The following is a 13,151-nucleotide window of genomic DNA, read 5'->3' as shown; positions in this document are numbered from 1 at the left end:
GAGATCCACGTCGGCGACACTGCGTGCCTGGTCTTCAGGCTCGCTCGCCGAGACCTGACTCTGTTGAGCTGCTGCGACGAAGCGTCGGCCTGCGCACTGGCGGGGATGACCGCCCGTCTTCACTCAAGGGCGGAGGTGGAGGTCGCTCCCGCGAGGCTCGGGCGTGGGCGGCACGCAAAAGGCAGGCCCTCGCAGCGGTATTACGCTGTATCAGGTGAGTAGGCACTCCGAGTCTTCCTTCCGCCGCAAGGGTCCAGCCAGGACTGCGGGTGGCGGCTGCAGTCAGCGGCGATCCGGACGGGGGACGCGGTTGCGCTCGGACTCGGTCAGTCCGCCCCACACTCCATAGCGTTGGCCAGTGGAGACGGCGAACTCGGCGCAGGGCAGTTGCACAGGACAGCCAGCACAGACTTCCTTTGCTGTGGCCTCCCGAGCGCGCCGCGCGCTGCCGCGTTCCGCCCCGGGTGAGAAGAACACAGAGATGTCCATGCCGTGGCAGGCGGCCTCGCCCTGCCACTCCCACAGCGCCAGGAGAGGCTTGACATGAATGTTCAACTCAATCTCCACAGGAGTCCGCAGGCCTGATGCCGGCCCGGTCGGACGCGAGCACCGTCCGGCCGGGATGTGCCGGTCCGGCCGGCGGCTCGCGGACGGATGGTGTTCACAAAGGGCCTGGGCAGCAGAAGCCTTCGACGCAAGGGGCCACGCTCGTCGAAGCGTGCCATCAAGGGTTGCCCTGATGGTGTCTTGCAGCGAGTGAAAGCCGTTTCATTGCCTAGAAGTCCGCCTCTTGGGGCAATGGTTGCTGCAGCCCACTATGCGCTGGGGAGTCCGGTCAATAATGGGCGTTCTCTGAGTGCAATACAGAAGTGAGGGACTAGCTGTGGCGAATGTGGTTCTGGTTCATGGTCTGTGGGTGGACGGCTCGAGCTGGCGCTTGGTGGCTCGCGAGCTGCTGGACCGTGGCCACAGCGTCACCTGTGTGCAACTCCCGCTGAGTTCCTTGACCGATGATGTGGCTGTCGTACGGCGCGCGGTGGCACAGTTCGACGGACCGGTGGTGCTGGCGGGACACTCCTACGGTGGCGCGGTGATCTCCAATGCCTCGCATGGAACGGAGCAGGTGTCGGCTCTGGTGTATGTGGCAGCGGTCGCGACCCGGCCGGGAGAGAGCGCGGGTGCGGTCCTGGAAGGCTTCGCGCCGTCGGAGGGACTGGGTGCGGTGGTGGCCGACAAGCAGGGATACCTGACGCTTGACCGAGAGCGGTTCGCGGAGCTGTTCGCCGGTGATGTGCCGCCTCGTGAGGCAGAAGTGATGGCCGTTTCCCAAGGTCCGGCCGCACCGGCTTGTCTGTCGGAGGCGTCAGGCGAGGTGGGATGGCAGCAGCTGCCCTCCTGGTATGTGTTGTGTGAGCAGGACCGGACGGTCACTCCCGAGGCCCAGCGAGGCATCGCCGAGCGCATCGGCGCCACTGTGGTGTCCGTCCCGGCCAGCCACTCTGTCGCCGTATCCCAGCCGCACACCGTAGTGGACACGATCGAAAAGGCAGTTACGGCCACCGTGTAAGTCAGCCGCCGTCACCCTGCCGCACCGCTCCACAGCCCGGGCTGCGCGGCAGTTGACCTTCACCACGCGCGTGCCCGTGTACCGGGCCGCGCTGGTGAGGGCGAGTTCGAGGCGGTGCCATCCCTTGTCGAGGATGGCCCGGTTCAGGCCCTGTTTCTGGGCCACACGGCTGCCGGGCTCGGCGAGCGTGCCGGACGCGGCGGCCGTCATGCTGCGGGTCTTGAGGTCTTCCAGGACGACGAGTGCGTTCTTCGCAGTGAGGTACGCGGCCGTGACGGCGCAGAAGTCCGCGCGACGGCTCGTGACCCGGCCCATGATCTTGTTCATGCGGGCGCGGACCCTGACCCGGTTGGCGCTGCCCGTCTTCGTGCGGGCGAGCTGCTGCTGAAGCCGCCGGAAGCGGACGGCTTCGCCGGCGGTGATGAAGGGCCGGTCGAAGAACTCGCCGTCGGAGGTGACGGCCGCCGCCTTCACGCCCCGGTCGATCCCGGCCACCGTACCCGGCATGGCATGCTGCTCGGGCGTTCTCGCCTGGTCGTTGACGAGGAACGACACGAACCAGTGGCCGCCCCTGCGGCTGACGGTCGCAGACCATACCTCACCGCCGAGCGGGCGTGACCACCTAAAGGTGACCCATCCCAACTTGGGCAGCTTCCCGCGACCCCACTTACGGCCGCGGCGTTTCACGGTGATGAGATTCCCGGCGGGGAAACGGAACGAGGACGCCCAACGCGCCTTCGAGCGCCACTGAACCGTTCCGGGTTTGATCGAGACTCTAGGTTGTGACTGCGACCTGGGGTTTCGTGGTTTCGGGTTAGTAGTTGGTCTCGTATTCGACCGGTGGATGTTCCCGATCTCACCGTGGAGTCGACGGTGGCAGTACCAGTCGGTCCACTCGGCGGTGGCCGGCTCGACCTCGGAATGTGCCTTCCATGGCCGACGGGGCTTAATCAACTCGGTCTTGAACAGGTCGATCGTGGACTCCATCAGGGCATTGTCGTGGCGTCGCCGACCGAGCCGCTCGAGGCGGCGATGCCTGCCCGCTCGAGGTGTTCGGCGAGCGTGAACGATGTGTACTGCGACCCGGCGTCGCTGTGGTGTATCAACTGGCCTTCCTGGCGGGGGCGTTGGTCCCGGTCTCGTTGCCACAGAGTGATCTCGAGGGCGTCCAGGACGAGCCGTGTCTCCTTCGAGTGGCCGCGGACCAGCCGACGATGCGGCGGGAGAAGGTGTCCACGACGAAGGCGACGTAGACCACGCCGGCGATAGGCGTGGGCCGTGCTCTCACGGATCCGGGAACCCGGTGGCGAGCTAGGGTCTGTCGTCAATGTGATCTTGATTGGTGGATCATGGTCGGGTGATACGTCGCCATGAACTGACCGATGCCGAGTGGGACTTCGTGCGGCCGTTGCTGCCCCGGACGTCGATGGGGCGGCCTCGGCTGGATGACCGGACGGTGCTCAACGGGATCGTGTGGAAGTTCCGGGCCGGGGTGGCCTGGCGGGATGTGCCCGAGCGGTACGGATCCTGGGCGAGCCTGCACACCCGTTTCCGTCGCTGGGCCGCGGACGGCACGTTCGACCGGATGCTGCAGGCCGCGCAGGCCCGGGCTGACGCGGCCGGGGACGTCGACTGGCTGGTGTCGGTCGACTCCAGCATCGTCCGGGCCCACCAGCACGCGGCCGGGGCCCGAAAAGGGGGCGCCGCAGCCCGGCGCTCGGACGCTCCAGAGGCGGGCTGACCAGCAAGATTCATCTGGCCTGCGACGGCCTGGGCCGCCCGCTGGCTCTGGTGGTCACGGGCGGCAACACCAACGACTGCACTCAGTTCACCACCGTGATGGAGGCGATCCGGGTCCCCCGCCTCGGGCCGGGCCGGCCGCGGGTGCGGCCCGGACATGTCATCGGTGACAAGGGCTACAGCTCGAAGGCGATCCGCACCTGGCTGCGGCGCCGGAGCATCCCGCACACCATTCCGGAGAGGGCCGACCAGGTGGGCAGCCGGGCCCGGCGTGGCAGCCGGGGCGGCCGCCCGCCGGCCTTCGACAAGCAGGTCTACAAGCGGCGCAACGTCGTGGAACGGTGCTTCAACCGCTTGAAGCAGTGGCGCGGAATCGCCACCCGGTACGACAAGACCGCCGCGTCGTACCAGGCAGCCGTCACTCTCGCCTCGCTCCTGATGTGGGCGTGACACTTTGACGACAACTCCTAGGCCAAGGTGTCGTGCTTACGCAGGTACACGAGCGTGATGAGAGCCCGCGCGGAGGCCGCCAGCCTGCACCGACGGTCACCCTCCCGGATGACGATCAGCATCGTGACCCACTCCACGAGAGCATGCGGAAGATTCAATGCGGCAGGACAGGTGACCAACAAGGCTCCCAGGCGAACGAGTTGAGACGTCAGATCTCTCACTCAACCGTCCGGAGCCTTGCCCGTTACGCACCCTGGCCCGTCACCCGATCAGTGGCCAACTCGAAGAAGCTCAGTCAGGTACATGCCGTCTCCTTATGGCATCCCGGCTACGGGCCGGTGGCGGGTCATTGCCTTGGCATACAGCAGATGGGCGATCGCCTCGGTCGCGAGAATCAGGACGACCAGCCAAGGGGAGAGGTAGTTGGCGAGGAGGATCACCAGGACTGGGATGCCGACGCCGGGAACCGCCCAAGTGGCCACCCGACCCAGCGGGCTGCGATAACGGAGTGCGATACAGGCGAGGGTGAAGTGGTACAGCGCCAGTCCGCCGGCCAGGGCGATGACCGCCCCCTCGGGCAGGTGGTGGTGTCCGGCCTCGTGCACAGTCGTTGCGAGCCCGCCGGCGATGCAGATCACCGAGGCTGTCACGAAGAAGTGCAAGAACCCTGCAGTGTCTCGTACGAGGAGATAGGCCTGACGTCCCTGGGCGGCATCCAGTGTCCGCTCGGCCGAGGCCACTCCGAAGTCGAAGTAAGACCACCAGAGCGCGGCGAGCAGGACAAAGCCGAGCAGAGCCGTGAGGCCTGCACGGGCGGTCCATGCATGGTCGGTCGAGGTGACCAGGGTGAAGACCGACTCGCCGAGCACGATGATCACGAACAGTCCGACACGCTCCACGAGATGCTTCTTGTGCAACTGCCCGGGCAGTCCACGCGCGGTGATCAGCAGTGCCACTTCGGCCACTATCAACAGCGCCCACAGCACATAGCGCCAGGGCTCCGGCGTGAACGCGGAGACCGCCCACAGCACTCCGGATACCAGGCAATAGCTAAGCGGCCGCCACTTCGGCACCCGGACCGGCGCAGAGAGGCGGGTCGCGGGCCACCAAAGCCCCAGCAGTACGAACCGGGTCCCCGCATAGCCCAGCGCATACATGGGCCCGCGCTCCCCCGCCACGTCGGGTACCGCCGCAGCCATCACAGCCAGGCAAGCCATCGCTGAGAGCAGCAGCAGCCTGCGACGGGCACTATCGTCCTCGAAGAGATTGGCCGAGACCGTGAAATTGATCCACATCCACCAGGGCGGGAAGTAGAGCGCCAGCAGGATGGCGAAGTCGCGCAGGCTGGGGTCTCCATGCAGGCTATGAGACAGCTGGGCGGCAAGTGCAACAAAGACAAGATCGAAGAAGAGCTCGAGCCAGTCGGCATGCCGCTGGTCCGGCGTGGCGCTTTGCGGTGCTTCGGAAATGGTGGCCATCGGCCCATCATGGGGCTTCGTCTTCCCCTTGTCGGGGCCCGTGCCCTCGTCGCCGACCGGTCTGCCTTTTTGGGGGCCCGGCGCAGGGCAGCGCCGAAGAAAGTGCGCCTCCCCAACTTCCGCCCTGCCATCAGCAGAGATGGTTACACGAAGGGGCAGTGGATTCGGTGCGTTCGTTCGGCCTCTCGGACCGATCTATAACGGCCACCGGCCGGGATGCTCCTAGTATGAGTCCTGTTACTCATGACTTCTGAGCGCAGGAAACAAACTACTAGGGAATGAAAGAGGAAAACATGCCAGAAATTGTCGTTTTGACGGGCACTAACGTCGCTGGCGGTATGGCGGCGGTACACATGTGGCCAGGTGATCTCGCACCTGCGGATACCGGGGATTCCAGCGACTCCGAAGATGATCAAATGACTCGCTACGTGATGACTTTCCATAATTTGCCGAACCTGGGGCGGCTGCAGCACTTCATGCTTCAAGGGGCGCATTTCGATATATACTCGACCGTCGCGCAACAATATGTCGATACGTATCTGACCCTCGAACAGTACGACCCGGCTACTCTGGTGGGTGTCTTTTTGGCGAACTAGTGTCTCGTGATCCTGATTAAGCTCGATGCTCGACCAACCGCATCGGCAGAGTGGTCGCAGCCATCCACACCCTCCTCACCTGCGAATACTCAGGATGAAAGAGGTTCAGTCGGACCTTGGCGAGGACGTCGGTGGTAGCGGTCCTGGTGAAGGGTTTCGCGTTCTCGTTCCAGGAGTTGACGTGGTCGCGGATCTGTTTGACCAGGGGACGTTAACGCTTGCGAACGTGCCGCGGACTGCCGGGTGATGATCCCGAACCAGATCTCGAGGGTTCAACTACGAGGACCCGACGGGGGCGAATGGAAGTGGACGTGCGGGTTCTTCGCCGGCCACGCCTTCACGTCCGGGGTCGTATGCGTGGAGAGGTTGTCCAGGACGACATGGATTTCCTTCCCCGTATGCGGCTTGACGGCCTCTTTCAGGGATGTCAGGAAGTTCGCGCCGCTCCGGTTCGGCCTGCACTCGCCCAGCACTTCACCGGTTGTGACGTTCAGCGCGGCGAATAGGGTCGTGGTGCCGTGCCGCCCATAGTCGTGGGTGCGCTTCTCCGTGGCCGCGAAGGTGACCGGTAGTACCGGCTGGGTCCGGTCCAGGGCCTGCACCTGCGTCTTTCTCGTCGACCGACAGCTCCACGGCTCCACGGCTCCACGGGGGCGACGACGTCTTGAGCGATGGCACCACAGCAACGCGCGCGTCTGCACGGGCAGCCCAGTCACAAGGTGAGCCGCCTGGGGTTGTCGGCCGCGGGGGCCACGTTGCGGGTGCGAGCAGAAGCAGAAGGCAGTTGCGCGCATGCGCCGGCCGACCGAATGCATGTGTAGAGGAGGACAGTCAGGAGGTTTGAGCGGAACGAGTGGCGAGAGTTTGAGTCAGTGCTTGAAGCGCGAGGGTGCTGCGGTGGATGACCTCCTCGATCAGGCCTTGCGGCCAGGGGGTCACGGTGGGATCCTCCACCAGGCCTCCGAGTTTCCTGAGGTCTCGGGCGTTTTGCCCAGCCGTTCTGGCGAGTTCGTAGACCTCGTCCATCCGCTCCAGGTATGTCTTGGCACCGGTCAATTGGCGGGTCGACCACTTTGTGCAGTATGCCGCGTTCTCGGCGGAAACCAGCCAGTCGACAAGGTCACATGGCTGGGGTTGGCAGTACGCGTCCATGCCGTCGATCAAACTGGCGAGTCCGGCGGCTGCCCATCGCAGGTCGTAGAGCCGGACCGCGATGTCATTGGTGTCGGGTGGGGAAGTGAGCAGTACGCCCCGCAAGTTCTCGTCCGCGGTGTTCAGATCCCAAAGTTTCGTGCTGACCAAGTCGATGAAATCGGCGGGGGAGGTCCAGGTGACGCCGGGTACGAACTCGGCTCCCTGAGTGTTGGCGGTCCCGTCACGGTGCGCGGCAGTTATGAATTGGTGGAACCAGTTGGCGTTGTCGGTCAGTTCCTCGGCGATGGCGAGCGTGGCCCGAGCGGTGTCGATTGCCTGCGCCGCCTTGTGGTGTCCGGAGGCAAGGGACAGGTCAGCGGACTGAGGAGTGCCCGTGGTGGCTTGCTCCAGGCGTTCACGAGCCTGTGTGACACGAGCCTTCATGCCGTCGATGTGGCGCCGAGGCCAGGTGGCAGAGTCGAGATCCGTGCCGGGCTTCGGCAGCGTCTGGATCTGTACGGCGATGTCGACGACAGAGGTGGCCTGGGCGAGGATCTCCTCCGTCTTGGCAAGGTCGTTCATGCCGAGGCGCAGTTGCTCTGGCGTCCACCGCAGATGCTGCGGATCTCGCGACAGGTTCTGGAGGACATGAGGCTCTTCCGCGTACTCGTCGATCACGGTTGCCAATTGTGCGAGGGCTGCCCTGGCGCGGCGAAACAGGGTCAGAATCTCCTCGGCAGTTCGACTGAGGTCGGTCCCGGCGGGAACGGGTCGATTCATCCGCTCCTCCAGCTCGTCGATGCCTCTGGTCGCCTTCTTTATCTCTCCTGCGACTGCGTCGTGAAAGGCCTGAGACGGCTCTTCCCAGGTCAACGCCTCAGAGCGAGCGGCTTCAAGGAGGCTTGTGTAGAAGTCGATGGCGGATCGGAGCATGGCCTTGGCAGGAGCTGAAGTCTGCCCCCAGGTTTCCCTCAGTTGTTCGAGGCGTGCGCTCGCTTGCGTGGCTGTCGCAGTTGCGCTGGTGGCGTCACGATCCGTCCGGGAATCCCGGAATACGGGTGGCTGATTGTACGCGATCCCTGCCTGTTGGAGGAATTCCCCGTCCTCCAAGATCTTCCTCGTTGCCTCAACGAGATTTTCTGTGAGGGTGAGACGAATCTCTTCCAACTCACCAAGGAATCTTTTATGTACCCTTGTGAACCATTCCTGCACGAGGACATGATCCTCTTGCCATTTGGCCAGAAATAGTCTCTCGCGCTCGGCCGACGATCGCGCCCCGCTGAGGGTTCCAGCTGGGTCCAAACTGAAGAGGTCTCCGAGCCTGTCTATAATTCTCGGCCCTCCCTTGAATTGCGAAAAAGCACTGAGGGCAGAAAGAGCCGTTTTGAGATCGTTTTCTGACTTCAGGCCGGATGCGCAGAGCCGGTGCAGGCGCCATCCCCAGACGATCAGTTTTCCACCTTCCGGCATGACAGCGTAGTAACTTGCCACAACTTTGCCAGGAGCCTCGAATATCGCCCTGGGTGCCACCACCCTATTCAGGAGGTCACCCTGCTCTTCCCGGATCCTTCCGAATCCTCCGCGATTAAGTCCATTTCTCTCGAACCACTCTACGCACGCCATTGCTTGGTCTTGATTCAGCGACATATGGAAACTCCCGGCACGGTGTCGCCGCTATTCGCAAGGGTTACCCCGTAATGGCTGGTCACGGTGCGAGATGGTCTTCGTGTGGTTGGTGTGATCACGGCATTGGTGCCGTCCTGGATGGGTCCGTTGACCGGGCTGAGCCCGTGCTGCTTCGGCACGTTGGTGACGTCCGGGGCAGGCACGCGGCTGACGTGCACCGCGGGCGGCGGTGGAGCCGGTCTCGGGAGGATCAAGGTCTGCTGGTCGCGGCCTACGGGCGGACGGAGGTGATGATGCACCGGCCGGCTCCGCTCTTCGAGATCTCCACGTCGGCCGCTGCCCGGATCATCGACCAGCTGGGGCGGATGGCCGCCCAGCGGCCGCGTCAGCGTTTCCGCAAGGACATCATGCTCATCGCCCACGAGACTCTGGGCCCCACCCGCGACCACCCTGTCACCGAGCAGTCGAAGAACTACCGCTATTGCACGGCCTGTCAGGTCGTCACCGACGCCGACACCCGCCTGGCCGGCCAGCCCGTGCCGGGCAACCGGCACAACTCCCGCCACTGCGAGGAATCCGGCGCCAGGGCCGCCGTCGGCCAGACGAGGACCATCACCGACGGCGGCTACCAGGGCACCGGACCACTCATCCCGCACCACCGCCGCAAGGACGATGGACTTCCGGCCTGGAAAGAGGAACACCAGCGGGCCCGCACCCGCGCCGAGCGGCCCTGCGTCCGCACGAAGAGCTGGAAGACCCCGCGCGACTGCCTGAAAGGCGACCGCGTCGACCACCCCATGCTCGGCAACGCCCACCTGCACAACCTCACCTCGCCGGATAGGCGAACGAGCCGCACAGCAGTCGACCGCGTCTCCAACAACTCGAAGATCATTTACGGGACAACCCTTAGCTGCCCTGCGGCCGATGGTCGCACTGAGTATGCGGTTCCTCCAGCCGAGCTTGAGCGGTTCTCCCCTTCAGGCAGCGAGGTGCTCCTCATCGTGTGCTGGGCCCTCGTCAGCGCGGAGCTGCGGGTCAGGATCGGACGGTGATGACGGTCTTGCCCCGGGCGCCGCCGCGCTCGACCTTGAGCAGGGCCTCGGAGGTGCGGTCGAGGGGAAAGACGGTTTCCACGATCAGCCGGAGCTCTCGGGATTCCACCAGGGCGGCGAGGCGGGCCAGCTGCTCGCCGTTGGGGCGCATGAAGAAGCTGCGCGCCTGGACCCCCCACTGGGCCTTCTTGGCCTCCACGTCCGCGATCGGGACGATGGACACCAGGGTGCCGCCGGACCTGAGGACACGGAAGGAACGCTCCTGAGTGTCCCCGCCGATGGTGTCCAGGACCACGTCGACCCCGGAAAGGAGTTCATCGAACTTCTCGGCCCGGTAGTCGATAACCTGGTCAGCGCCCAACTCGCGGACCAGTTCCACCCCGTCGGCACTCGCGGTGGCTATGGCCTCGGCACCGAGATGCTTGGCGATCTGGACGGCGGCGGAGCCCACCCCGCCCGCCCCGCCATGGACCAGCACCCGCGTTCCGGCCCCGACCTCGGCCTGCTCGGTCAGAGCCTGCCAGGCAGTGAGCGCGACCAGAGGCAGGCCGGCCGCCTCCTCGAACGACAGGCTCGCCGGCTTGGCGGCGACCAGCTCCTCATGGACGGCCACATACTCGGCGAACGCCCCGCCCACCCGCGGGTCGACCCGGGCGAACACCTCCTCCCCCACCGAGAACCGCGTCACCTCGTCACCAGCGGCGGTCACCACACCAGCCACCTCGCTGCCAAGGACCCGCATTTGCGTCAGCTCCGCGGACGCCATGAAGCCCTTCACCATCAGGCAATCCACCGGGTTCACGCCAGCCGCGCGGACCTCGATCAGCACATCACGCGGCCCGACGACCGGGACGGGGACATCCCTGACCTCCACAACATCGCCGATCTGGCCGAACCGGGTGATGACTGCTGCCTTCATGATGGCTCCTTTGGTCGCACTGCTTGAGAAGTACCGGCGGGTACCCAGGCGGCTTCAAGGTTCAGTCACTCGGCCAGTCCTGCAGGAAAACCCGGCGGCCTTCGGAATCCTATTTCGATCGAGCCGATTCGGAAGCTCAGCATGGAAAGATCACTCCAAGAGGCAGGCACTGAGATTCCCTTTAAGGCAACGTGGTCAACGCCGTGCAGCCCCAGGGCTGTTCCAAAGTCCTGGCGAGTGGGTGAAGGTGCTGGTCACGGCGTGGTGACGATGTCGGTGAGAGCCGCTACGAACAGATCGAGGCTCCCGCTGTGGACGGATGACTTTGCCAGTCACCGTTCAGGACCGGAGCCTCGATGTGCCGTCGGTCTGCCACCGTCTGTCTCATCAAGTCGCCTGCACTGGCGCGGTGTTCGGGGCTGTCGCTGGCTGAGTGACTGGTCAGGCTGCCGGACCCGCACCCTCGCCGGGTGTGCGTCACCCGTTCGTGGCAGTGCTACCGATCGCCGCATCCGCCGTGGTAACCGGTGCACGCCCGGGCGGACTGGCCGACTTGACCGGCGAGGCTCCGGCCGGGACGGAGTCGGTGGCCGCGGACGGCAAGAGCGCCCACGGCTCCCGCGACGGCGATGCGCCGACCGCGCACCTGCTCGCCGCCATGACGGACGACAACAGGACCGTCGCCCAACTGAACCTCTTCATCCTGTGCGGCAAGGTGAAATGGGCTGGTCAGCGGCGGTGGTGATGTGACAGAGCCCTCGTCGTCGGCGTGGTGACTCCACTCATCACACCGGCGGCCGAGGGGCTTTGTTGGTTCCGTACCCTTCCATGCTCGACGTCCCGGTACGAGCTGGTCGAGCATGTCGCCTGGCTGATCTACGCCCGAAGGCGTGAACCGAACTCTCCCTGACGGAAGCCGGGTTGCTTCAAACAGGCCTTGCCGGTCCTGGCCCACATGCCGAAGAACGAGACCTTCGCTCAGATGAGGGCCGGGTCCGGGGTGCCGGAGGCGACGACGTGGCGATACGCGGACGAGACAGTCAAGGTCCTGACTGCCTGGGCTCCCGGCCTGCACGAGGCCCTCGTCGGTCCGGGCAGGGCGCCTTCGTCACTATTGTCGACAGGACGTTGATCCCTACCGATGGTCTGTCGGGGATCCGCGGCTGGGCAATGACCTGGTCATCCTGGTCGATGACGGCCAAGAGGTGAGCCGCAGTCCGCGTCCGGGTGCGTGAACCCCGGGCGCTCTTGCCATCCGCCGCCAGCCGCACAGGTCAGTCACGGTCCGCACCGGCAGGCCGGCAGCACGGCCAGACCGTCAGGGTGCAACTGCTCGATGACCCGGCGAACGGTGTCCATCGATTCGGCTGGCCGCACGCCCAGTGCACCACGGATCGGGAACCCCAGGACGCCCTGGCACGGCTCGGAGTCAGCCTGGCCCCAACATCCCGCCCAAGTCAGGAGATCCGAGAAACAGCGCCTGGTGCTGGTTGCGCTCGATCCAGCGCTGCAGCTGCGGTCCGCTCTCAAAACTGGTGATCATCGCGTAGCGAGGTTCCGGCCCTGCGTGGTACACAGCGTGCCACAGCCGTTCTGTGTCAACGACGAACAGCGCCCCCCGAGGAAGGGGGATCCGGCTCTCTGTCGCGGGGTCGTCTCTGTCTTCACGGACAATCATGTAACTGTCAGGGTCATCAGTCAGGTTCAGCCAGGCACGGACTATCCAGCCTTCTCCGTCGGGGTTGAGGCGATTGTTGTCATCGAGATGGAGGTAACTGTTGGCGACCTTGTCGTAGCTGGGCGAGGGCTGCAGCTTGATGATGCGTACACGTCCGAATCTCGTCCCGGCATGCTCTACCCACCGTTGCAAGGAAGGGGACTTCATGACGGCCGGCGTCCAGACGCCGTCCTTGTCCGGTTTTCCGTGCTCCCAGAAGCCATGAGGGTCTTCATCCCCGACCGCCGAGGCGAGAACAGCGAAGTTCGTATCCCCGCCTGACTTCCAGTCATGGTAGGTGGGAGACGTCCACTCCGCGGGTCTATCTCATCCCCTACCCGGTTGAGGATGACGAACCCTTTGTCCGTCAAAATATCGAGTTTCTTGTGTGGCATTGCTTGCCTGCCCGATTAAATGGAAAGGGTGGAAGGCCCACCTTCGTCTGCCCGTCACGGACGGCCGGGGCCGGATGACCCGGTTTCCGGAGTGTATTCCAGGCCTGTTCGGAGCGGACGCTCAAAACCGTTCCGTATCACGATGGGACAGGAACGCCTGCGCTACTGGGCAAGCCTGTCGCGGCCCAGCAGTCAGGCTGGTCGCATCCGTGCTTCCAGGCCGGAGACACCGAAACGTGTACTGAGCTGCATTTGCGGATTTCCACCCCCCACTTGGTCCAACTGTCCGTTGCCTGGGGGCGGGCATGCTGTGAGGAGTGTCCCTTAAAACACTCGCCCCTGACACACCATCAAACGCTGCGCCCGCTTCATTGTGATCGTCAGATCACACACATCGCTCTCGAAAGGGACCGTGATCCACCTGCGGGTCGACCGCCTGCCCAGCGGCGCCAATCCAACGCCGGTATGGCTGGCCAC

General features: G+C 64.8%; 10 protein-coding genes and 4 pseudogenes. 6 read left to right on the top strand and 8 right to left on the bottom strand.

Going from position 1 to position 13,151, the window contains the following annotated elements; genetic code table 11:
* Positions 1-282 precede the first annotated feature (282 nt).
* Positions 283-567, bottom strand: coding sequence for a WhiB family transcriptional regulator (locus OG331_RS48960; protein ID WP_406191427.1), 285 nt, complete (start codon positions 565-567; stop codon positions 283-285).
* A gap of 289 nt (positions 568-856) precedes the next feature.
* Between OG331_RS48960 and OG331_RS48955 the strand changes: the two are divergent.
* Positions 857-1,474 (top strand): annotated as a pseudogene (locus tag OG331_RS48955) (alpha/beta hydrolase); the annotation flags it as partial.
* Here OG331_RS48955 and OG331_RS48950 read toward each other — a convergent pair.
* Entirely contained in the window at positions 1,364-2,554 is a 1,191-nt protein-coding gene (locus OG331_RS48950) for an RNA-guided endonuclease TnpB family protein (RefSeq protein WP_406191429.1), read from the bottom strand. The pseudogene OG331_RS48955 and the gene OG331_RS48950 sit on opposite strands and share 111 nt — an antisense overlap.
* Positions 2,555-2,927: 373 nt before the next feature.
* Here OG331_RS48950 and OG331_RS48945 point away from each other — a divergent pair.
* Positions 2,928-3,757, top strand: a protein-coding gene (locus OG331_RS48945) for an IS5 family transposase (protein WP_406210838.1) whose coding sequence is annotated in 2 segments (ribosomal slippage) — positions 2,928-3,264 and positions 3,264-3,757 — 831 coding nt in all. Because the reading frame shifts where the segments join, the coding sequence is not laid out codon by codon here.
* A gap of 20 nt (positions 3,758-3,777) precedes the next feature.
* Here OG331_RS48945 and OG331_RS48940 read toward each other — a convergent pair.
* Together OG331_RS48940 and OG331_RS48935 are read right to left on the bottom strand one after the other, a co-directional pair.
* A pseudogene (locus tag OG331_RS48940) lies at positions 3,778-3,936 on the bottom strand (IS5/IS1182 family transposase); the annotation flags it as partial.
* 135 nt (positions 3,937-4,071) lie between these two features.
* A complete protein-coding gene (locus OG331_RS48935; RefSeq protein WP_406191431.1) occupies positions 4,072-5,235 on the bottom strand; it encodes a low temperature requirement protein A in 1,164 nt (387 codons plus the stop codon).
* A gap of 278 nt (positions 5,236-5,513) precedes the next feature.
* On the opposite strand from OG331_RS48935, the gene OG331_RS48930 reads away from it, so the two are divergent.
* Positions 5,514-5,831 carry a hypothetical protein gene (locus OG331_RS48930; RefSeq protein ID WP_406191433.1) on the top strand — a complete coding sequence of 106 codons (318 nt, stop codon included), beginning with the start codon at positions 5,514-5,516 and terminating at the stop codon, positions 5,829-5,831.
* A gap of 272 nt (positions 5,832-6,103) precedes the next feature.
* Here the strand turns inward: OG331_RS48930 and OG331_RS48925 are convergent, their stop codons facing one another.
* Both OG331_RS48925 and OG331_RS48920 read right to left on the bottom strand, forming a co-directional pair.
* Positions 6,104-6,433: a transposase gene (locus tag OG331_RS48925; protein ID WP_406191435.1), complete on the bottom strand. Its 330-nt coding sequence runs from the start codon at positions 6,431-6,433 to the stop codon at positions 6,104-6,106.
* Positions 6,434-6,662: 229 nt separating this feature from the next.
* On the bottom strand, positions 6,663-8,612 hold the full coding sequence (locus tag OG331_RS48920) for a hypothetical protein (RefSeq protein ID WP_406191437.1): 1,950 nt from the start codon (positions 8,610-8,612) through the stop codon (positions 6,663-6,665).
* A gap of 81 nt (positions 8,613-8,693) precedes the next feature.
* Here OG331_RS48920 and OG331_RS48915 point away from each other — a divergent pair.
* Positions 8,694-9,418: pseudogene (locus tag OG331_RS48915) on the top strand (IS5/IS1182 family transposase); the annotation flags it as partial.
* A gap of 208 nt (positions 9,419-9,626) precedes the next feature.
* Here the strand turns inward: OG331_RS48915 and OG331_RS48910 are convergent.
* Positions 9,627-10,562: an NADP-dependent oxidoreductase gene (locus OG331_RS48910; protein ID WP_406191439.1), complete on the bottom strand. Its 936-nt coding sequence runs from the start codon at positions 10,560-10,562 to the stop codon at positions 9,627-9,629.
* Positions 10,563-11,115: 553 nt separating this feature from the next.
* Here OG331_RS48910 and OG331_RS48905 point away from each other — a divergent pair.
* Both OG331_RS48905 and OG331_RS48900 read left to right on the top strand, forming a co-directional pair.
* Positions 11,116-11,307 (top strand): hypothetical protein, encoded by a 192-nt coding sequence (locus OG331_RS48905; RefSeq protein ID WP_406191441.1) that lies wholly within the window; start codon positions 11,116-11,118, stop codon positions 11,305-11,307.
* Between the two features lie 24 nt (positions 11,308-11,331).
* Positions 11,332-11,702: pseudogene (locus tag OG331_RS48900) on the top strand (IS5/IS1182 family transposase); the annotation flags it as partial.
* A gap of 289 nt (positions 11,703-11,991) precedes the next feature.
* Here the strand turns inward: OG331_RS48900 and OG331_RS48895 are convergent.
* Positions 11,992-12,447 (bottom strand): hypothetical protein, encoded by a 456-nt coding sequence (locus OG331_RS48895; RefSeq protein ID WP_406191442.1) that lies wholly within the window; start codon positions 12,445-12,447, stop codon positions 11,992-11,994.
* Positions 12,448-13,151 lie beyond the last annotated feature (704 nt).

Source organism: Streptomyces sp. NBC_01017, from assembly GCF_045162795.1.
In the GTDB taxonomy this organism is placed as follows: Bacteria; Actinomycetota; Actinomycetes; order Streptomycetales; family Streptomycetaceae; genus Streptomyces; species Streptomyces machairae.
The sequence above is the reverse complement of the archived record's forward strand: the minus strand, read 5'-3'. Positions and strand labels throughout refer to the sequence as shown.

Excerpts from the sequence above, each read along its gene's own strand:
- OG331_RS48895 (WP_406191442.1), bottom strand. The coding sequence starts at position 12,447 with ATGAAGTCCCCTTCCTTGCAACGGTGGGTAGAGCATGCCGGGACGAGA.
- OG331_RS48950 (WP_406191429.1), bottom strand. The coding sequence starts at position 2,554 with ATGGAGTCCACGATCGACCTGTTCAAGACCGAGTTGATTAAGCCCCGT.
- OG331_RS48930 (WP_406191433.1), top strand. The coding sequence starts at position 5,514 with ATGAAAGAGGAAAACATGCCAGAAATTGTCGTTTTGACGGGCACTAAC.
- OG331_RS48935 (WP_406191431.1), bottom strand. The coding sequence starts at position 5,235 with ATGGCCACCATTTCCGAAGCACCGCAAAGCGCCACGCCGGACCAGCGG.
- OG331_RS48920 (WP_406191437.1), bottom strand. The coding sequence starts at position 8,612 with ATGTCGCTGAATCAAGACCAAGCAATGGCGTGCGTAGAGTGGTTCGAG.
- OG331_RS48910 (WP_406191439.1), bottom strand. The coding sequence starts at position 10,562 with ATGAAGGCAGCAGTCATCACCCGGTTCGGCCAGATCGGCGATGTTGTG.